The organism is Streptococcus sp. HMSC078H12, from assembly GCF_001814615.1.
Taxonomy (GTDB): Bacteria; Bacillota; Bacilli; order Lactobacillales; family Streptococcaceae; genus Streptococcus; species Streptococcus salivarius_F.
Genome location: NZ_KV817346.1, coordinates 69,794 through 88,279 on the forward strand (window position 1 = coordinate 69,794; position 18,486 = coordinate 88,279).

The 18,486-nt window shown below is 40.0% G+C and carries 18 protein-coding genes; 12 read left to right on the forward strand and 6 right to left on the reverse strand.

From position 1 onward, the window contains the following. Positions 1-19: 19 nt before the first annotated feature. Genes cps2T through radC form a run of 6 tightly spaced genes read left to right on the forward strand, consistent with a single transcriptional unit; the run spans position 20 to position 6,488 of the window. Positions 20-1,168: a beta 1-4 rhamnosyltransferase Cps2T gene (cps2T, locus tag HMPREF2979_RS09560; protein WP_070656526.1), complete on the forward strand. Its 1,149-nt coding sequence runs from the start codon at positions 20-22 to the stop codon at positions 1,166-1,168. Beyond that, entirely contained in the window at positions 1,165-2,103 is a 939-nt protein-coding gene (locus tag HMPREF2979_RS09565; RefSeq protein WP_070656528.1) for a glycosyltransferase family 2 protein, read from the forward strand. Before cps2T ends, HMPREF2979_RS09565 begins: the two co-directional genes overlap by 4 nt. Further along, the gene (locus tag HMPREF2979_RS09570; protein ID WP_070656530.1) at positions 2,104-2,910 is read left to right on the forward strand and encodes an ABC transporter permease; all 807 of its coding nucleotides are present in this window, start codon (positions 2,104-2,106) and stop codon (positions 2,908-2,910) included. Next, positions 2,910-4,112: an ABC transporter ATP-binding protein gene (locus tag HMPREF2979_RS09575; RefSeq protein WP_070656532.1), complete on the forward strand. Its 1,203-nt coding sequence runs from the start codon at positions 2,910-2,912 to the stop codon at positions 4,110-4,112. The genes HMPREF2979_RS09570 and HMPREF2979_RS09575 overlap by 1 nt, the downstream gene beginning before the upstream one ends. After that, positions 4,113-5,756, forward strand: coding sequence for a rhamnan synthesis F family protein (locus tag HMPREF2979_RS09580; RefSeq protein ID WP_070656534.1), 1,644 nt, complete (start codon positions 4,113-4,115; stop codon positions 5,754-5,756). It abuts the gene before it with no gap. Between the two features lie 45 nt (positions 5,757-5,801). Beyond that, positions 5,802-6,488 carry a RadC family protein gene (gene radC, locus HMPREF2979_RS09585; RefSeq protein ID WP_070656536.1) on the forward strand — a complete coding sequence of 229 codons (687 nt, stop codon included), beginning with the start codon at positions 5,802-5,804 and terminating at the stop codon, positions 6,486-6,488. A 57-nt stretch (positions 6,489-6,545) separates the two neighbouring features. Here radC and HMPREF2979_RS09590 read toward each other — a convergent pair whose 3' ends face one another. The 6 genes from HMPREF2979_RS09590 to HMPREF2979_RS09615 form a co-directional block, all read right to left on the reverse strand. After that, complete coding sequence (locus tag HMPREF2979_RS09590; protein ID WP_070656538.1) at positions 6,546-7,241, reverse strand: gamma-glutamyl-gamma-aminobutyrate hydrolase family protein; 696 nt, start codon at positions 7,239-7,241, stop codon at positions 6,546-6,548. Beyond that, positions 7,234-7,893: a redox-sensing transcriptional repressor Rex gene (locus tag HMPREF2979_RS09595; protein ID WP_002884205.1), complete on the reverse strand. Its 660-nt coding sequence runs from the start codon at positions 7,891-7,893 to the stop codon at positions 7,234-7,236. The genes HMPREF2979_RS09590 and HMPREF2979_RS09595 overlap by 8 nt, the downstream gene beginning before the upstream one ends. Before the next feature lie 141 nt (positions 7,894-8,034). After that, positions 8,035-8,382, reverse strand: coding sequence for a DUF1831 domain-containing protein (locus HMPREF2979_RS09600; protein WP_070576824.1), 348 nt, complete (start codon positions 8,380-8,382; stop codon positions 8,035-8,037). A 1-nt stretch (position 8,383) separates the two neighbouring features. Beyond that, the gene (locus HMPREF2979_RS09605; protein ID WP_070476753.1) at positions 8,384-9,496 is read right to left on the reverse strand and encodes a cysteine desulfurase family protein; all 1,113 of its coding nucleotides are present in this window, start codon (positions 9,494-9,496) and stop codon (positions 8,384-8,386) included. 3 nt (positions 9,497-9,499) lie between these two features. Further along, positions 9,500-10,471, reverse strand: coding sequence for a ribose-phosphate diphosphokinase (locus HMPREF2979_RS09610; protein WP_002886837.1), 972 nt, complete (start codon positions 10,469-10,471; stop codon positions 9,500-9,502). A gap of 273 nt (positions 10,472-10,744) precedes the next feature. After that, positions 10,745-11,320: a CYTH domain-containing protein gene (locus HMPREF2979_RS09615; RefSeq protein ID WP_022496737.1), complete on the reverse strand. Its 576-nt coding sequence runs from the start codon at positions 11,318-11,320 to the stop codon at positions 10,745-10,747. Positions 11,321-11,415: 95 nt separating this feature from the next. Between HMPREF2979_RS09615 and HMPREF2979_RS09620 the strand changes: the two genes are divergently transcribed. The 6 genes from HMPREF2979_RS09620 to HMPREF2979_RS09645 form a co-directional block, all read left to right on the forward strand. Continuing rightward, positions 11,416-12,090 (forward strand): GTP diphosphokinase, encoded by a 675-nt coding sequence (locus HMPREF2979_RS09620; RefSeq protein ID WP_061652282.1) that lies wholly within the window; start codon positions 11,416-11,418, stop codon positions 12,088-12,090. After that, positions 12,062-12,898, forward strand: coding sequence for an NAD kinase (locus HMPREF2979_RS09625; RefSeq protein ID WP_002884507.1), 837 nt, complete (start codon positions 12,062-12,064; stop codon positions 12,896-12,898). The genes HMPREF2979_RS09620 and HMPREF2979_RS09625 overlap by 29 nt, the downstream gene beginning before the upstream one ends. Then, positions 12,895-13,794 carry an RluA family pseudouridine synthase gene (locus HMPREF2979_RS09630; protein WP_070656540.1) on the forward strand — a complete coding sequence of 300 codons (900 nt, stop codon included), beginning with the start codon at positions 12,895-12,897 and terminating at the stop codon, positions 13,792-13,794. Before HMPREF2979_RS09625 ends, HMPREF2979_RS09630 begins: the two co-directional genes overlap by 4 nt. A 9-nt stretch (positions 13,795-13,803) precedes the next feature. Continuing rightward, positions 13,804-14,787, forward strand: a complete 984-nt coding sequence (pta, locus tag HMPREF2979_RS09635) for a phosphate acetyltransferase (protein WP_021143808.1) — start codon at positions 13,804-13,806, stop codon at positions 14,785-14,787. Between the two features lie 236 nt (positions 14,788-15,023). After that, positions 15,024-16,994 (forward strand): peptide ABC transporter substrate-binding protein, encoded by a 1,971-nt coding sequence (locus tag HMPREF2979_RS09640; protein WP_070656542.1) that lies wholly within the window; start codon positions 15,024-15,026, stop codon positions 16,992-16,994. 181 nt (positions 16,995-17,175) lie between these two features. Then, positions 17,176-18,486, forward strand: a 1,311-nt coding sequence (locus HMPREF2979_RS09645; protein ID WP_070656544.1) for a peptide ABC transporter substrate-binding protein, incomplete at its 3' end; no start/stop codon positions are given.

The window sequence follows — 18,486 nt, forward strand, 5'->3', positions numbered from 1 at the left end:
TGATGAATGGAGGTAAACTTTGAAGGATATTTTTATCATAGGTAGTAGAGGTTTGCCTGCTCAATACGGTGGTTTTGAGACATTTGTTGAGAAATTGATTTCTCATAAGGTATCGCCTGCTATACGTTATCACGTGGCTTGCTTATCTGACGAAAGCACTGGCAAGCATTTTGACTATAAGGGTGCGGATTGTTTTACGGTTAATCCTCCAAAGCTAGGTCCTGCGCGTGTCATTGCTTACGATATGATGGCTATCAATTATAGCTTGAAACTTATTAAAAAAGAGGGAATTCAAGCCCCAATTTTCTATATTTTAGGGAATACCATTGGTGCCTTCATTGTTCATTTTGCCAAGAAAATTCAGTCCATTGGTGGCATTTTGTTAGTCAATCCTGATGGTTTGGAATGGAAACGTGCTAAGTGGTCTAAGCCTGTTCAAAGCTATCTCAAATACTCTGAAAAAGAGATGACAAAGTATGCGAACTTGATTATTTCTGATAATCGAGGTATTGAGACTTATATTCAAAATACCTATCCGTGGTCTAGAACGACTTTCATCGCTTATGGAACTGACTTATCTAAGACGACTTTGACTGCTGAGGATGCCCCTGTTCGAGATTGGTATCAGAAATGGCAAACTCAAGAAAAAGATTATTATTTGATACTGGGTCGATTTGTTCCTGAAAACAACTACGAAACTGCGATTCGTGAATTTATGAAGTCCTCTACAGAGCGTGATCTTGTTATCATCTGTAATCATGAAGGAAATGCTTACTTTGATGAACTACGACAGATAACAGGATTTGATAAGGATAAACGTGTGAAGTTTGTGGGGACTGTCTATGATCAGGACTTGCTTAAGTATATCCGTAACCAAGCCTTTGCTTATATTCATGGACATGAAGTAGGTGGAACGAATCCAGGCTTATTAGAGGCCTTGGCTCAAACGGACCTCAACCTTATCTATAATGTAGACTTTAACCATCAGGTTGCTCAAGAGACCGCCTTGTATTGGACTAAAGAGGATGGGGATCTATCTCAGCTTATCGATTCTGTAGATGGTCAAGTGTCATTCGAGGACTTGGGAAATGCTGCTAAAGCAAATATGAAAGAAAATTACACCTGGGAAAAAATCGTGGGTGAATACGAGGAGCTATTTTTATCATGAAAGTAACTATTCTCATGTCTACTTATAATGGCGAGAACTTTTTAGCAGAGCAAATAGAGAGTATTCAGCAACAGACTTATACGGATTGGACCTTGTTAATTCGAGATGATGGTTCTAAAGATAAAACGAGAGAGATTATCAAACGTTTCGCTTTAGAAGATGATCGCATTACTTTTATCAATCCTGATCAAACTGAAAATTTAGGTGTTATAAAGAGTTTCTTTACGCTTTTGAAGTATCAAGAATCTGACTACTATCTTTTCTCAGACCAGGATGATACTTGGTTACCTGAGAAGCTATCTCTTCAACTTGAGAAAGCAAGTCACTACCCGTCTGATAAACCCCTTTTGGTATATACGGATTTAAAGGTTGTGAACCAAGATTTAGAGGTGCTTCATGAGAGTATGATTCGTACTCAGTCTGACCATGCTAATACGGAATTGGTTCAAGAAATGACAGAAAACACTGTTACAGGTGGTGTGTCTTTAATCAATCATGCTCTGGCTGAATTATGGACTGGTGAGGAAACTAACGAGCTTCTGATGCATGACTGGTATTTAGGTTTGCTTGCGTCAGCATTTGGCAATCTTGTTTATATTGACCAGCCAACAGAGCTTTACCGTCAGCATGCGGATAATGTCTTGGGAGCTAGAACGCTTCGGAAACGTATGCAGAATTGGATTCGCCCTCAGACCTTGTTCAACAAATATTGGATGTTGATTAAGTCTAGTCAGAATCAGGCGGAAAATCTTCTTTCTTTGCCATTGAATGCTGAAAATAGAGAATTGGTTGAAAACTTTGTGACCATTATGGACCAAGGATTCAGAGAGCGTTATCGTCGTTTGAAAACATATGGCTATCGTAAAAACAGGGCTTTTCATACCTTCGTATTTACGAGTTTGATTTTGACAAAATTCATGTATAAGGAGGACTAAATGAATTTCTTTAGTCAGAAAAATAGGATTTTACTTAAGGAACTGATTAAAACGGATTTTAAATTGCGTTATCAAGGTTCTTTCATTGGTTATCTTTGGTCTATTTTGAAACCTTTGATGATGTTTACAATTATGTACCTTGTCTTTGTTCGTTTCTTGAGATTTGATGATGGGACACCACACTATGCAGTAGGATTGCTTTTGGCCATGATTTTTTGGGGCTTCTTCACGGAGGCTACCAATATGGGGATGCTTTCCATTGTTTCACGGGGGGATCTCTTACGTAAATTAAACTTTCCGAAGCAAACAATCGTAATCTCATCTGTACTAGGGGCTGCGATTAATTTCTTGATTAACCTTGTGGTTGTTTTTGCATTTGCCTTAATTAACCATGTTCCAATCGGTTTCAATACTTTGGTTATCATTCCTCTCTTTATTGAGGTGTTATTGATGGCAATGGGAGTTGCTTTTATTCTATCAGCACTCTTTGTTAAATACCGTGATATTGGTCCTATCTGGGAAGTTGTGCTTCAAGCTGGTATGTATGCGAGTCCAATCATCTATTCCATCACTTACCTTCTTCAGAGAAACCAGACGTTTGTTGCGAAGGTTATGATGTTGAATCCAATCGCTCAGATTTTACAGGATATGCGTCATTTTATTATTGATCCAGTTAACCCTAGAGGATGGGATATTATTAATAATAAACTGATTGCTTTTGTTCCTTATGCGATTCCTGTAGTGATTTTTATCATTGGTTTCCTTGTCTTTAACCGAAATGCTAAACGATTTGCGGAGATTCTATAATGTCAAATAATATTGCTGTAAAAGTAGATCATGTAAGTAAGTATTTTAAATTACCAACTGAGGCGAGTCAGAGTTTGAGAACAACTTTAGTCAATCGCTTTAAAGGAATTAAAGGGTATACTGAACAACATGTCTTGAAAGATATTTCTTTTGAAGTTGAAAAAGGTGATTTTTATGGAATTGTTGGGCGTAATGGTTCTGGGAAATCAACACTTCTAAAAATTATTTCTGAGATTTATGTTCCTGAAAAAGGTAAGGTTACCATTGATGGTAAGTTGGTATCTTTCATTGAGCTTGGGGTTGGGTTTAATCCAGAACTAACTGGTCGTGAGAATGTCTATATGAATGGTGCAATGCTTGGTTTTTCAACTGAAGAAGTAGATGCCATGTATGATGACATTGTAGACTTTGCTGAACTTCATGATTTCATGAATCAAAAGTTGAAGAACTACTCAAGTGGTATGCAGGTTCGTTTGGCTTTCTCAGTTGCTATCAAGGCTCAAGGGGATATCCTTATCTTGGATGAAGTCTTAGCTGTAGGTGACGAAGCTTTCCAGCGTAAGTGTAATGACTATTTCATGGAACGTAAGCAATCTGGAAAAACAACTATCTTAGTTACCCATGATATGTCAGCAGTTAAAAAATACTGCAATAAAGCAGTTCTGATTGAACATGGTTTGGTCAAAGTGGTTGGTGATCCAGATGAAGTTGCTAACCAATATAGTTTTGATAATGCTGCTGGTCAAAAGGTTTCAAACGACGACGTTGTTGTTGAAAATCCTAAAATCACTGATTTACAAGTGAAACTCTTGAATGACAATATTATCAGTCCTGACCAAGATATTTCATTTGAGATTTCATATGATGTCAATGAGGATATTGAGACCTATATTGCCTTTTCCTTAACGGATATTGACCGTGGTATCTGGATTTATAATGACAATTCCATGGACAATAAAACAAGTGGTTCTGGAAGAAAAACACTCACATATAAATGTAGTCTTGCCCATCTTAATAACATTAAGCTCAAGCTTCAAGTTTCTGTCCGAGATAACGATGATCAGATGATTGCCTTTGCTGATTCAGATAACTCACCAGTTATTCTCTTAAATCGAAATGATATTGAGGATGATGATAAGTCTGCTAAAGATTCTGCAACCGGTATGGTTCAGAGAAATGGAAAATGGGAGATTCAAGAATAAATGAAACGTCTCTTATTGTATGTTCATTATAATAAGTACGACGAATTAAGTGGTCATGTGCTCTACCAATTGGAGCAACTTCGACCACTTTTTTCTAAACTTATTGTGATTTCAAATAGTCAACTAACGGAATCGGCAACATTAACTCTCAAAGAGCTTGGCATAGCTGAAGTTATTCAGAGAGAGAATCTAGGCTTTGATTTTGCAGCCTGGAGAGATGGTATGACTCATGTTGGATTCGAACGGTTAGCAGATTTTGATTCGGTTACACTCATGAATGACACTTGCTTTGGTCCTCTTTGGGATATGTTTGACCTAGTTAAAGACTTTGAACAACGACAGAGTGTTGACTTTTGGGGGATGACGAACTTTAGAGAGACCAAATATTTCGAAGAGCATTTGCAAAGTTATTTTATATCTTTCAAAAATCATGTTGTCGCTTCGGAAGTCTTTCAGAAATTTTGGACTTCTATAAAGACTTTTACCGATGTTCAAGATGTTATTGATAATTACGAAACTAGGGTTACCAGTGTTCTTACTGAGGCGGGTTATCGTTATGATGCTGTCTTTAATACCGTTGATGCAGATGTAGGAGATTTAATTCACCCTGACTTTTCTTACTACAGACCAATAAGTACCCTTGAGCATAAGGTACCGTTCATTAAACTAAAAGCTTTTACCGACAATGAAAAAAAGGGAAAATTACTTTTAGACTATCTTGCTAACCTATCAACATATCCAGTAGCACTAATTAAGTCCCATCTAAATCGTTACCATTCCCCTGACAGTTTAGTCATTTTAGATGAGAAAATTATTGGCCCTTCTTTTAAAACCTTAAGCAAGCATAAGTATCGTATGGCTATCCATGTGCACATTAACGACCTTGAGAGACTGAAAGTATTTTTTGATAGTAAGTTATCTGCTTTCTATTATTTCACTTTATCAAGTCGTTTAGATAAAAATGAAGTTGAGAATACTTTATTAAATAATTTTGATAAAGATAGATTTCAGATAGTCTTACAACGGTTTGATAATCATTATCATGCCTTGGTTTCCTTGGCTTCTCAGCTTAGCGAGTATGACTTTGTTGGGCATTTCCACACAGAAGCCTTTGGAAATGAGGGTAAACTTGTTGATGAAGCTACAAGACATGCTCTATTGGATATGCTATCAGATGATGAGAAGGTAGTATCAATCTTTGACCATTTTCCAGAGGTTGGACTTGTTTTTGCTGATTTGTCAAAAGAACTCTATTGGACAGATGCAATTAATACTTTAAATCAAGGGCAGACAGTTAGATTAACTAACGAATGTCAAAAAGTTATCAATCATTCGCTTCATGTTTTTCAAGGTTCTATGTGGCTGTCAAAAGATTTTCTGGAAAAAATTATTCTTAAGGATAAGCAAGCTTTCTATGACTTTGATGAGGATACCCTTTCTTATCTTTTTTATCGAAGAGCCTGGGATCTAGGAATTGATTATCGTATTATTGCTTCAGAAAAAATATCTTTTGCAGAACGTTATAAAGTCCATCTTATTGAAATGTCACAGGTGGCAGAACCACTGACCTTAAAGAGTAAATTTTCAGCATATCGAAAAGCCTTGTTAAAGAAACTAGGTTTAAAAAAATCTTCAGCTGTTTAACTTCCCCCTCCCACTTACGAATAGGTAAGTAGGAGGTTTTTTCTTATGTATAGTATTGTATCTGAGGAGTCGGGGCTTTTGCCTCGTGAGCGACTCTTACAGAAGGGTGCAGAGGTTTTATCGGATCAGGAGTTGTTGGCGATAGTACTGCGGACAGGGACCAAGTCTGAGTCGGTCTTATCTATGGCTAATCGTATTTTGAAAGGGATGACGAGTTTGGCGGATTTGTCTCGTTTGTCCTTGAATGAGCTTCAGGAGATTCCTGGTATTGGGCGTGTGAAGTCGATTGAGCTCAAGGCTATGGTGGAGTTGGCTAAGCGGATTGAGAAGGCTGAGTTGGGTCGTTCCGAGCAGATTATGTCCAGTCAGCAGGTGGCCCGTCGTATGATGTTGGACATTGGTGACAAGCCTCAGGAGCATCTGGTGGCTATCTATTTGGATACACAGAATCGTATTATTCAGCAGAAGACAGTCTTTATTGGTGGTGTTCGCCGTTCGATTGCCGAGCCACGTGAGATTTTGCATTATGCTTGTCATCTGATGGCAACGTCCTTGATTGTGGTTCACAATCATCCGTCAGGTGAGGCCTATCCGAGTCGAAATGATATTGATTTTACGCAAAAAATTAAGCGGTCTTGTGATGATTTGGGGATTTGTCTGCTTGATCATCTGATTGTTGGCAAATCGACCTATTATTCTTTTCGCGAGGAGAGGGAGGATTTTGAGCTTTAGGTTGAGCCTATGTGATAAAGACAAGAGAAAAGCAACTGAGTGCAGTCTCAGTTGCTTTTAAAGTTCGTTAACGACGTATTCAAAGAGTTTGAGGTCTTCTTCACGTTTGTCTAGGAGAAGCTCTGGGTGCCACTGTACACCAAGGAAACGAAGGTCTGGGGTGTTTGATTCGACGGCTTCGACAGTGTTATCCTCAGGATCACGCGCAATGACACGAAGGTCAGAGGCCAAGTGTTTGATACTTTGATGGTGGAAGGAGTTGATGGAGGTTTCACTTCCGTAGATTTCTGCCAACTTACTGTTCTCATCAACAATCATCTCATGGTAGAGGTAATCAGAAGGCTTGTCCTGCCAGTGATGCTCAATATCTTGATGGAGGCTACCACCTAGTGCGACGTTCATTAGTTGGGTTCCACGACAGATTGAAAAGATGGGTTTCTTCTGCTTAGTGGCTTCCTCGATGAGTGCCATTTCAAAGATATCCCGTTCGAGGAAGAAGTCATCTTCACTGGCATGGTTCTCTTCGTTGTAGAATTTAGGGTCAACGTTTTGCCCACCGATCAGGATAAGCTTATCAATCATGGAGATGTAGGTCTTGGCTTCCGAAGGATCGGATACTGGTAGTAGGATTGCTAGGCCACCGGCTCTTTGAACTCCTTCTACAAAGCCAGATGGGGCATAGGACCAGTTGATGTCTTCATGGGCTGGATTAGGCCTTACATTGGCAGTGATTCCGATAATTGGTTTAGTCATTGTTTCTCCTTGATTTTTCTTCTTCTTTCATGAAATAGAGTAGGGTTTGTAGTTCGCTAGTCAAGTCTACATATTGGACCACTACATGGCGTGGAAGATTGAGGTTGACCGGAGAGAAACAGAGAATGCCTTCAATTCCAGCATCAACCAAAAGATCAGCCACCTCCTGGGCCTTAACTGATGGCACTGTCAGGATGGCTGTTTTGATATCTTCTTGGGCAATCTTGTCCTTAATCTGGGAAATCCCATAGATAGGAATCTTGTCCTCGGTTTGAGTTCCAACCAATTCGTTATCGTCTGTATCAAAAGCCATGACCAGCTGCATGCGGTTACGCTCTTGAAAACGGTAGTGGAGGAGGGCACGCCCGACATTACCAACACCTACGAGGAGTACCTTGGTAGTCGCATTGTCATTTAGGAGTTCAGCGAAAAATGTCATCAGCTTGTTTACGTCATAACCAAAACCACGACGACCTAGCTCACCAAAGTAGGAGAAGTCCCGACGAACAGTGGCAGGGTCAATCCCAATCGCTTCAGCAATTTGTTTAGAGCTTGCTTTATCGATATTTTCACGATGGAATCGTTTGAAAATACGATAGTAGAGAGAGAGACGTTTGGCAGTGGCGTTTGGGATGTTTTTCTCAAATGTCATTGATCGCTTTCCTTTCTTTAATTAGTATGATTCTCTTATATTTTAAGAAAAGTTTGTGAAGAATGCAACAAAATAGTGTAGATGAGGCGATATAAAAAACCTATCACATGGATAGGCTATTTCTATGTAGTAAGAAAAAATTTAGACTTCTTCTTGATCGAAAACGTTACGATCAACCAAACTCTGCATCAAGAAGTAGAATTTTTCTTGCAAGATGTGATGATCTTCATTTTTAAAGATATTAACGTTACGAAGGCCAGATTTGTCTGTGATAGACAATTTGAAGCCTGTCAAGTCTTTGTTAATAGTGATTTTGAGTGGGAAACCTTCGCCTGAGTTAGGCACTTTTTCGAGAAGGCGGTGCAACTCGTAGTTTCCGATTTTATTTTGCACAAAAGTCGTATCACGTAGAGTGAATTTTTTGACATTAGGACTGATGGTGTAACGGTACTTACAGTCAGTCAAATGAATGCTTTTTTCAAATGCCATGTTAGTCTCCTATGATTTGATTAAGTTTTTCTGCTAGGGCCTGGAGTTCTTCAGCGGTATTTTCCTCTGATAAACTAATGCGAATGGCTGTTTTTAGCTTGTCAGAATCCTTGCCATAGAGGGCCTGGATGACATGACTTGGATCAACAGTTCCAGCAGTACAAGCAGAACCTGTTGAGACAGCAAAGCCTGCTAGGTCTAACAAGGTTAAGAGAGGCCCATTTTCCTTACCAGTAAAGCTAATATTGATAACGTGAGGTAGGCTAGATCCTCCGCCATTAATTTCATAAGGAATGGTAAGGGAATCTAGAAAGGCCTGACGAATCGTTTCAACATGTTGGTAATTGTCTTGGTAGTGGTCACTAGCATGCTTGTAAGCAGCGGTCATACCTGCAATACCGACCAGATTTTCAGTGCTGGCACGGCGTTTTTCTTCTTGCTCACCACCGTGGAGTAGGTTGTCAAAATGCAAATCGTTATGATAGAGCAAGCCGACACCTTTAGGTCCGTGGAATTTATGGGCACTAATAGAGAGAAAATCGGCTCCAAGTTCCTCTGGGTGAATAGGAAGTTTTCCTGCTACCTGAACGGCATCGACGTGGAAGGCAGCTTGGTGATTGGCAAGCAAGTCACCAATTTCCTTAATAGGAAGTAATTGGCCAGTCTCATTATTGGCATACATAACAGAAACCAGAATGGTATCGTCACGTAAGGCATCAGCGATTTGTTGGGCAGTAATGACTTGGTTTTCTGGTTGAATATAGGTTACTTCAAAACCAAAACGCTCTTCCAAGTAGGCCATGGTGTGAAGGACAGAGTGGTGTTCAATAGCAGTTGTAATCAGGTGCTTACCTTTAGCTTGATTGGCTAGGGCGTAACCTTTGATAGCTGTATTGTTTCCTTCAGTCCCACCAGAAGTGAAAATAAGCTTGCGAGCAGGGACTCCAAAGTGTTTGGCCATTTCTTCACGGGCTTCACGAAGTTCCTTAGAAGCCTGTCGACCGTAAGCATGGAGGCTGGATGGATTCCCAAAGGTTTCAGTCATGACATGTGTCATAGCTGAAATAGCAGCAGTATTTAAAGGAGTTGTTGCCGCATTGTCCAAATAAACCATAGCTTAGTCCTCGTTTGCAGTGTAAGCAAAGAGTGGGCTAAGTGGTTGACGTTCGAAAATACGAGTAGTAGCGTTAGCGATTAGCTTACTTGCTGAAATGTATTTAACGTTTGTAGGAACTTTTTCTTTAGTTGCAACTGAATCTGTCACCAAGATTTCTTTAATTGGGGCAGCGTTGAGGACTTCTGCAGCACCTCCTGCAAAGAGACCGTGACTAGCTACTGCATAGATGTCTTTAACGCCACCACGTTCAAGGATTTTAGCAGCTTCAGCAAACGTTTTACCAGTGTTAAGGATATCATCAACCAAGATTGCTGTTTTTCCTTCAACCTCACCGATGATGTAGCCTTCTTCACGTTCTGAATCATCTTGAGCGTAGTCAATGATAGCGATTGGTGCATCAAGGTAGTCCGCCAAGCTACGAGCACGTTTAACACCTGAGTTTTTAGGGCTAACAACGACAACATCACTTCCTGTGAATCCTTTTTTGTTGTAGTATTCAGCAAACAAAGGCATTGTGAAGAGGTTATCTACTGGGATATCGAAGAATCCTTGAACTTGGACAGCGTGAAGGTCAAGCGTCAAGAGACGATTGACACCAGCTTTAACTAGCATATTGGCAATCAATTTAGCAGTGATTGGTTCACGTGACGCAGCGATACGGTCTTGACGTGCATAACCAAAGTAAGGCATAACAACGTTGACAGAGTTAGCACTGGCACGTTTGCAGGCATCAATCATGATGAGCAATTCCCAAAGGTGGTCGTTAACAGGGTTGCTAGTAGATTGGATGATATAGATATCGTCCCCACGAACAGACTCTTCAATGTTGATCATGATTTCACCGTCAGAAAATTGACGTGAAGATACTTTACCAAGTGGCAATCCAGTAGCCTCAGCAATTTTTTCAGCAATTTCTGGGTTTGAGCTGAGCGAGAACAATTTCAATTGTGGGTTTGCTTTTTGATGTACCATGACGATGGTGACTCCTTTAAAAAAATAAGATGCTAAGCCCAGTTAGGGCTATTGTAATAAAACTACAGATAGTTCTATTTTAGCAAAAAGAAGCAGAAATTTCAGCCTTCAAAGTGTGGTATTAGTGAAAAATACCGAACCTTTGTTAGATAAAACGCCTTTGTATGCGTTTTTAGAGAAATCTATTACCCTCTGAAGTTCTAAATACTTGTGGCATTTGAAGCTGCATGTGTTTAAAATAAAAAAACAAGGAGCCAACTCCTTGTCTAAATTTTAGTCTTTGTCTCGTTTGAGGGTAGCTACAAAGCGTGCAACCTTACTCTTGGCATATTTAAAGTCAATGTTATTTTCTTTAAGAAAGGCATCAAAGTCGTCTTTACCTTTCTCAGCATCCGAAACTTCTAGTTCAAGCTCGTAGTCTTTCTTGTCAGCATAGACATTGACATCAAGAGCCATGAGGCCGATGTTGGTCTGGTACTCGCGACGAGTTGTGGTCAAATGTCCGAGGATGGTTAGGTCCTCTAGTTTAACTCCACGTTCTAAAAGAATGGATTTGATTTGACAATCAGGAAAGTCCAGCGACTTAGTCAAAGCCTTAGCATCCGCACAATCCATGGTAAGGTTGTACTCCATGTTCCCGACTTTTTCAGGGATTTTCAAGGTCAGCTCACCATGAGTGGGAAGTGTCCTAATACGCAAAGACAACTTTTTATTTCTCATGTCACTCTGAGGAGTGTCGATGTAGTAGTTTGTTTGCGTAACAGGTGTTACATGGGAGAAAAGCATCGCCAAACGATTGTACTCGTCTTTGGTGAGCAGAGTCTTATACTCTATCTCTAAATGGTTCATGTGTGTCCTCCCTTGTGCTTTCAAATGTGGTATAATATAACAGATTGTATTTATTTTATAAAAAACTAAAGCTTTTGACAAGGAGGAGTCCTATCTTGACCATGGATTGGGAACAATTTTTAGACCCCTATATTCAGGCCGTAGGTGAGCTCAAAATCAAGCTCCGAGGCATTCGGAAACAATTTCGTAAGCAAAATCGTCACTCGCCTATTGAGTTTGTGACTGGACGTGTGAAGTCAGTGGCTTCCATTGAGGAGAAAATCGCCCTTCGTGGCCTTTCGGTTGAAAATTTAGCTCAAGATATGCAGGATATTGCTGGTCTCCGAGTCATGGTCCAATTTGTAGATGATGTGGATGAGGTTTTAGCTTTGCTTCGTCGCCGTAGTGATATGACCATTGTTTCAGAGCGTGACTACATCAGAAACCGTAAACATTCGGGTTATCGCTCTTATCATGTTATTATCTCTTATCCTGTTGATACCATTGATGGTCGTAAGGAGATTCTTGCGGAGATTCAGATTAGGACTTTGGCCATGAACTTTTGGGCCACCATTGAACATTCCCTTAATTACAAGTATCAGGGGAACTTTCCAGAGGAAATTAAGCTTCGCTTGGAAACTACGGCTCGTATGGCTTATGAACTTGATGAAGAAATGCGTAAGATACGTGATGATATTAGAGAAGCCCAGTTGCTCTTTGATCCAATTAACAGAACTTTGAAGGATAGTGTAGGAAATAGTGATGACACAGATGAAGACCTCTTCGGATGAGATGAAGGTAGCTATTATTGCTAATGGCAAACCCCAAAGTAGGCGTGTGGCCTCGAAACTTTTTAATGCCTTTCGAGATGATCCTGATTTTTATTTGACCAAGAAAAATCCAGATGTGGTCATCTCAATTGGTGGTGATGGCATGTTGCTATCGGCCTTTCATATGTATGAAAAAGAGCTTGCTCGTGTGCGTTTTGTAGGGATTCACACGGGTCACTTAGGCTTTTATACGGATTATTTGGACAGTGAAGTGGATCAATTAATCGAGACGCTTCGAAAAGATAGTGGTGCTAAGATTTCTTACCCTCTTTTGAATGTCAAATTGACCCTGGCTGATGGGCGTTCTTTTACGTCGATTGCCCTCAATGAAGCAGCTATCAAGCGTAATGAGAAAACCATGGCGGCAGATGTTTGCCTTAATGATGTCTTGTTTGAGAGCTTCCGTGGTGATGGGCTGTCGGTGTCAACGCCTACAGGATCAACAGCCTACAATAAATCTTTGGGTGGTGCGGTCCTTCATCCTACCATTGAAGCCTTGCAACTGACAGAGATTGCTAGTCTTAATAATCGTGTGTACCGTACCTTAGGTAGTCCCCTTATTGTACCTAAGCATGAGAAGATTACGGTTTATCCTACCCGAATGGGAAGTTACACTCTATCCGTTGATAATAAAACCTATACCAACCGCAATGTGAAAAAGGTAGAATTCTCAATTGACCAACGTAAGATTTCCTTTGTGGCTAGTGCCAGCCATACAAGTTTCTGGGAACGTGTACGTGATTCCTTTATTGGAGACATGGAAGAATGAGATATGAGTTTACAGTAGGGCGTTCTTGTCGGGTTAAGACCTTTTTGAAGGAGCACGATATTTCTAAAGGTCTTCTAGCCAAGATTAAGTTCGAGGGCGGTCATATTTGGGTCAATGGCGAGGAGCAGTTTGCGACGTATCCTGTTCATGAAGGAGACGTGGTTGCCATTGAAATCCCTGATGAGGCACCGCACGAGACCTTGAAGCCTATCCCTTTTGACTTGGATATTGTCTATGAGGATGATAACTTCTTGGTGATCAATAAACCTTATGGCTATGCCAGTATTCCAAGTGTTAACCATGACAATACCATGGCTAATTTCGTCAAACATCACTTCGTCAGCAACAATTATCCCAACCAGCGTGTGCATATCGTGACACGTCTGGATAAGGACACGTCTGGTCTTATGCTCTTTGCTAAGCATGGTTATGCCCACGCGCGTATGGATAAACAGTTGCAGCAGAAGTCTATTAAGAAACATTACTATGCCTTGGTTGAAGGTGATACAAAACTTGAAGAGCAGGGCGAAATCATTGCACCGATTGCGCGTGATGTGGATTCTATTATCACACGTCGGGTTCATAAATCAGGGAAATACGCCCATACGAGCTATCGCCTGGTAGCTGATTATGGTCGGGTGAAGTTGGTGGATATCAATCTTCACACTGGACGTACGCATCAGATTCGTGTGCACTTTGCCCACCTAGGTTTGCCTCTTTTGGGAGACGACCTTTATGGGGGTTCTCTAGACTATGGTATTGAGCGTCAGGCCTTGCATTGTCACCGTCTTGCCTTTATTGATCCTTTCACTAAAAAAGAGATGGTCCATGCATCTTCCTTGACAGATGATTTTGAAACCGTTATCATGAACTTACAAACTAAAAAGATTGATTGAGGATTTTTTATGCGTAGTCTATTTGGTGAACTTCGTGAACGTATTGCAGGGAAAGGTGTTAAGATTGTCTTCCCTGAGGGTAACGACGACCGTGTGGTTCGTGCTGCTGCCCGTTTGAAATTTGAAGGATTGGTGGATCCTATTATTTTGGGAGACCCAGCTGAGGTTCACAAAATCTTGAGCGATCTTGGTTTTGCAGACTTTAACTATACGATTATTAATCCTGAAACCTATGAAGGTTTTGAGGAAATGAAGGAAAAATTTCTTGAAATCCGTAAAGGAAAAGCAACAGTCGAAGATGCAGAGAAATTGCTTCGTGATGTGAACTATTTCGGTGTTATGCTAGTTAAACTCGGTCTTGCTGATGGAATGGTTTCAGGTGCTATCCACTCAACAGCGGATACGGTACGTCCTGCCCTTCAAATTATCAAAACAAAACCAGGCATTTCACGTACATCAGGTGTTTTCCTTATGAACCGTGAAAATACCGATCATCGTTTGGTGTTTGCTGATTGTGCGATCAATATTGAGCCAAATTCTCAAGAATTGGCAGAAATTGCAATTAATACTGCTGAAACAGCTAAAGTTTTTGGTATTGATCCTAAAGTGGCCATGCTTAGCTTCTCAACAAAAGGTTCTGCTAAATCGCCAAAAGTTGACAGGGTAGTAGAGGCAACAAATATTGCTAAAGAAATGCGTCCTGACTTGGCTATTGATGGTGAGTTGCAGTTTGATGCAGCCTTTGTTCCAGCAACAGCTGCCATTAAGGCTCCAGATAGTAACGTAGCGGGACATGCTAATGTCTTTGTCTTCCCAGGTTTGCAAGCAGGTAACATTGGATATAAGATTGCCCAACGTTTGGGAATGTTCGAAGCCATCGGACCAATCTTGCAAGGTCTTAATAAACCTGTTAATGATCTTTCTCGTGGGGCTAGTGCTGAAGATATTTACAATTTGGCGATTATCACAGCTGCTCAAGCTCTTAATGGCTAATTTTCATTTAAAAACAGAGGTTTAACCAAGGTGTTAGACCTTTTTGTTTTATGCATGACGAGTGATTAAAAATAAATTGAATGAGGTGGCTAGAAACCTAGGGAATACAAGGGGCTATTGAGTTTATCGTGTTTTATCATGTGCAATACTTGTTCAAAATAGTCTGACAACGACTGTTATTCTTGATTATTTATGCTATAATGAAAAGGTAAAATTTTATTTTTTGGAGAAATCTTATGAAAAAAAGCAAATGGTTAGCCCTTGCGGGTGTGGCACTCCTCAGTGTAGGTGCCTTAGCGGCTTGTTCTTCTAAGTCAAGTACTAGTGGAACGACTTATGGTTATATTTATAACTCTGATCCTGAAACTTTAGACTATATCACGTCTAATACTGAACCTACGACGGTTGCTGTAACTAACGGTGTAGATGGTCTTATGGAATCTGATAAATATGGGAACCTTGTCCCTTCAGTAGCTGAAGATTGGTCTGTTTCTCAAGATGGTCTTACCTATACCTATAAAATCCGTAAGGGTGTTAAATGGTATACTTCAGATGGTGAAGAATATGCTGATGTGACTGCTAAGGACTTTGTGACTGGTCTTAAGCATGCGGCTGATGCCAAAGCTGGAGCTCTTTACCTGGTGCAAGATTCTATTGCTGGCTTGTCTGACTACCTCTCTGGTGCCAATAAAGATTTCTCAAATGTAGGTGTTAAAGCAATTGACGATTATACATTGCAATACACCCTTAAAAAACCTGAGCCATACTGGAACTCTAAGACTACCTATGGTTTGCTCTTCCCTGTTAACGAAGACTTCCTTAAGAACAAGGGGAAAGATTTTGGTAAGTCAACAGACCCAACATCTATCCTCTATAACGGTCCTTTCCTTCTCAAATCTTTGACAGCTAAATCATCTATTGAGTTGACTAAGAATGAAAATTATTGGGATAAGAAGAACGTACATTTCGACGCTATCAAATTGTCATATTATGACGGATCTGACCAAGAATCACAAGAGCGTAGCTTCTCAGATGGTGGTCTCAGCATTGCACGTGTCTTCCCAACGAGTTCTAACTATGCATCTGTAGAGAAAAATTATAAAGATAATATTTATTATACTGAGCCAGGTGCGTCTACAGCAGCTATCGGAGTAAATATTGACCGTCAAAGCTATAAATTCTCAGCTAAGAAGACAGATGCTGAAAAGACATCAACTAAGAAGGCTCTTCTTAACAAGGACTTCCGTCAATCAATCAACTTCGCTATTGACCGTACAGCCTATCAATCACAAGTAAACGGTAAAGATGGGGCTGCTCTTGCTCTACGTAACCTCTTTGTTCCTTCTGATTTTGTCAGTGCAGGTGATAAGACCTTTGGTGACCTTGTGACAGAGAAGATGAGCACTTACGGTGATGAGTGGTCTGGTGTCAACTTTGCAGATGGTCAAGATGGTCTCTACAATCCGGAAAAAGCTAAGGCTGAGTTCGCCAAAGCAAAAGAGGCTCTTCAAGGAGAAGGTGTTCAATTCCCAATTCACTTGGACCTTCCAGTTGACCAAACTTCAAAACTTAACGTTTCTAAAGCGCAGTCTTTGAAACAAACCATTGAAAAATCATTGGGTAGCGAAAATGTGGTCATCGATATCAACCAGTTGTCGTCTGATGATATGCAAAATGTAACTCTTAATGCGGCAAATGCAGCAGCAGAAGACTGGGATATTTCAAATGGTGTTGCTTGGGGTCCAGACTATCAAGATCCATCAACTTATCTTGATATCTTTAAGACAACATCAAGTGAAAATACCAAGACTTTCATGGGTTATGATGATCCAAATAATGCAGCAGCAGCCCAAGTAGGTCTTAAAGACTACGATGCCTTGCTTGATTCAGCATCTTCAGAAACGACAGACCTCAATGCCCGTTACGACCGCTATGCTCAAGCTCAAGCATGGTTGGAAGATAGTTCACTCGTCATTCCATTGACAGTTGGTAACGGTGCAGCCCCATCTATCTCACGTTTGACACCATTTACAGGTCCTTACACACAAGTGGGTGATAAGAACTCATCATACTACTTCAAATTTGTAAAACCACAAGAAAAAGTAGTTACTAAGAAAGAATATGAACAAAGTCGTGAAAAATGGCTTAAAGAAAAGAAAGCATCTAACGAAAAAGCTCAAAAAGATCTTGAGAAACACGTTAAATAATATTCTAGAGAAAAAGGCAGTTAGCCTTTTTCTTTTGTCCAAAAAGGGCTAATCCATAGTGTTCGTAAGGGGTAAAATTGTGAGAAAGTCAGTATAAGACAAAATATTCTGAAAATTGTACTCATCTTATTTTTTATGGTATAATGTAGGCATATTAAAAAAGAATTTTTGGAGAATGCTTATGAAAAAAAGTAAATGGTTGGCCCTTGCGGGTGTTTCCCTCCTAAGTGTTGGGGTTTTAGTGGCTTGTTCATCAAAATCAAACACTTCAAGCAATACTTATAACTATGTTTATACTGCTGATCCTGAGACATTGGATTACCTTATTTCCAATAAAGGTTCAACGACTGATGCTGTGACAAATGGTGTCGATGGCCTTTTGGAAAACGATAAATATGGTAACTTGGTACCTTCTATTGCCAAGGATTGGACTGTTTCAGCTGATGGTTTGACTTATACTTACAAACTTCGTAAAGGAGTTAAATGGTATACTTCAGACGGTGAAGAGTATGCAGAAGTAACAGCTAAAGACTTCGTAACAGGTCTTAAGCATGCTGCTGATAAAAAGACAGAGTCAATTTACTTGGCAAAAGATTCTGTAGTAGGTCTTGCTGATTATTTCAATGGTACTGATAAAGATTTTTCTAAAGTCGGCGTTAAAGCACTTGATGATTACACTCTTCAGTACACACTTAAACAACCAGAACCTTACTGGAATTCTAAGATGACTTATTCTCTCTTCTGGCCTGTAAATGAAGAGTTCCTTAAGTCAAAAGGGGATAGCTTTGGTAAATCAACAGATCCATCATCTATCCTTTATAATGGTCCATACATCCTTAAGTCATTGACAGCTAAATCATCTATTGAATTGGCTAAAAATGAAAACTACTGGGATAAGAAAAATGTCCACTTCGATGGCATTAAACTTTCTTTCTACGATGCTTCTGACCAAGAATCGCTTGTTCGTAATTTCACTGATGGCGCTTATAGTCAAGCACGTCTATATCCAACAAGCTCAAACTTTAATTCAGTAGAAAAACAATATAAAGATAATATCTTCTATACACAACCATCTGCAGATATTGGTGGGGTTGGTGTTAATATTGACCGTCAGTCTTACAACCATACATCTAAGAAGACTGATGCTGAAAAAGATTCAACTAAGAAAGCTCTTCTTAACAAGGACTTCCGTCAATCAGTTAACTTTGCTATTGACCGTACAGCTTATTCAGCACAACTTAATGGTGAAAAAGGTGCAGCACTTGCTGTTCGTAACCTTCTTGTGAAACCTGATTTTGTTTATGCTGGTGACAAGTCATTCGGTGATTTGGTAACTGAAAAGATGCCTTCATATGGTGACGAGTGGTCAGGTGTTAACCTTAAAGACAGTCAAGATGGTCTCTTCAACGCTGATAAGGCTAAGACTGAATTTAATAAAGCTAAGGAAGCTCTCCAAGCACAAGGTGTTCAATTCCCAATTCACTTGGACCTT

Bases quoted from the DNA above. Each gene is read 5' to 3' on its own strand.
- HMPREF2979_RS09565 (WP_070656528.1), top strand. From the start codon at position 1,165: ATGAAAGTAACTATTCTCATGTCTACTTATAATGGCGAGAACTTTTTA.
- HMPREF2979_RS09605 (WP_070476753.1), bottom strand. From the start codon at position 9,496: ATGGTTTATTTGGACAATGCGGCAACAACTCCTTTAAATACTGCTGCT.
- HMPREF2979_RS09615 (WP_022496737.1), bottom strand. From the start codon at position 11,320: ATGAACCATTTAGAGATAGAGTATAAGACTCTGCTCACCAAAGACGAG.
- HMPREF2979_RS09595 (WP_002884205.1), bottom strand. From the start codon at position 7,893: ATGACATTTGAGAAAAACATCCCAAACGCCACTGCCAAACGTCTCTCT.
- HMPREF2979_RS09570 (WP_070656530.1), top strand. From the start codon at position 2,104: ATGAATTTCTTTAGTCAGAAAAATAGGATTTTACTTAAGGAACTGATT.
- HMPREF2979_RS09640 (WP_070656542.1), top strand. From the start codon at position 15,024: ATGAAAAAAAGCAAATGGTTAGCCCTTGCGGGTGTGGCACTCCTCAGT.
- HMPREF2979_RS09600 (WP_070576824.1), bottom strand. From the start codon at position 8,382: ATGGCATTTGAAAAAAGCATTCATTTGACTGACTGTAAGTACCGTTAC.
- HMPREF2979_RS09630 (WP_070656540.1), top strand. From the start codon at position 12,895: ATGAGATATGAGTTTACAGTAGGGCGTTCTTGTCGGGTTAAGACCTTT.
- HMPREF2979_RS09580 (WP_070656534.1), top strand. From the start codon at position 4,113: ATGAAACGTCTCTTATTGTATGTTCATTATAATAAGTACGACGAATTA.
- HMPREF2979_RS09610 (WP_002886837.1), bottom strand. From the start codon at position 10,471: ATGGTACATCAAAAAGCAAACCCACAATTGAAATTGTTCTCGCTCAGC.
- radC (WP_070656536.1), top strand. From the start codon at position 5,802: ATGTATAGTATTGTATCTGAGGAGTCGGGGCTTTTGCCTCGTGAGCGA.
- HMPREF2979_RS09575 (WP_070656532.1), top strand. From the start codon at position 2,910: ATGTCAAATAATATTGCTGTAAAAGTAGATCATGTAAGTAAGTATTTT.
- HMPREF2979_RS09590 (WP_070656538.1), bottom strand. From the start codon at position 7,241: ATGACTAAACCAATTATCGGAATCACTGCCAATGTAAGGCCTAATCCA.
- HMPREF2979_RS09625 (WP_002884507.1), top strand. From the start codon at position 12,062: ATGACACAGATGAAGACCTCTTCGGATGAGATGAAGGTAGCTATTATT.
- pta (WP_021143808.1), top strand. From the start codon at position 13,804: ATGCGTAGTCTATTTGGTGAACTTCGTGAACGTATTGCAGGGAAAGGT.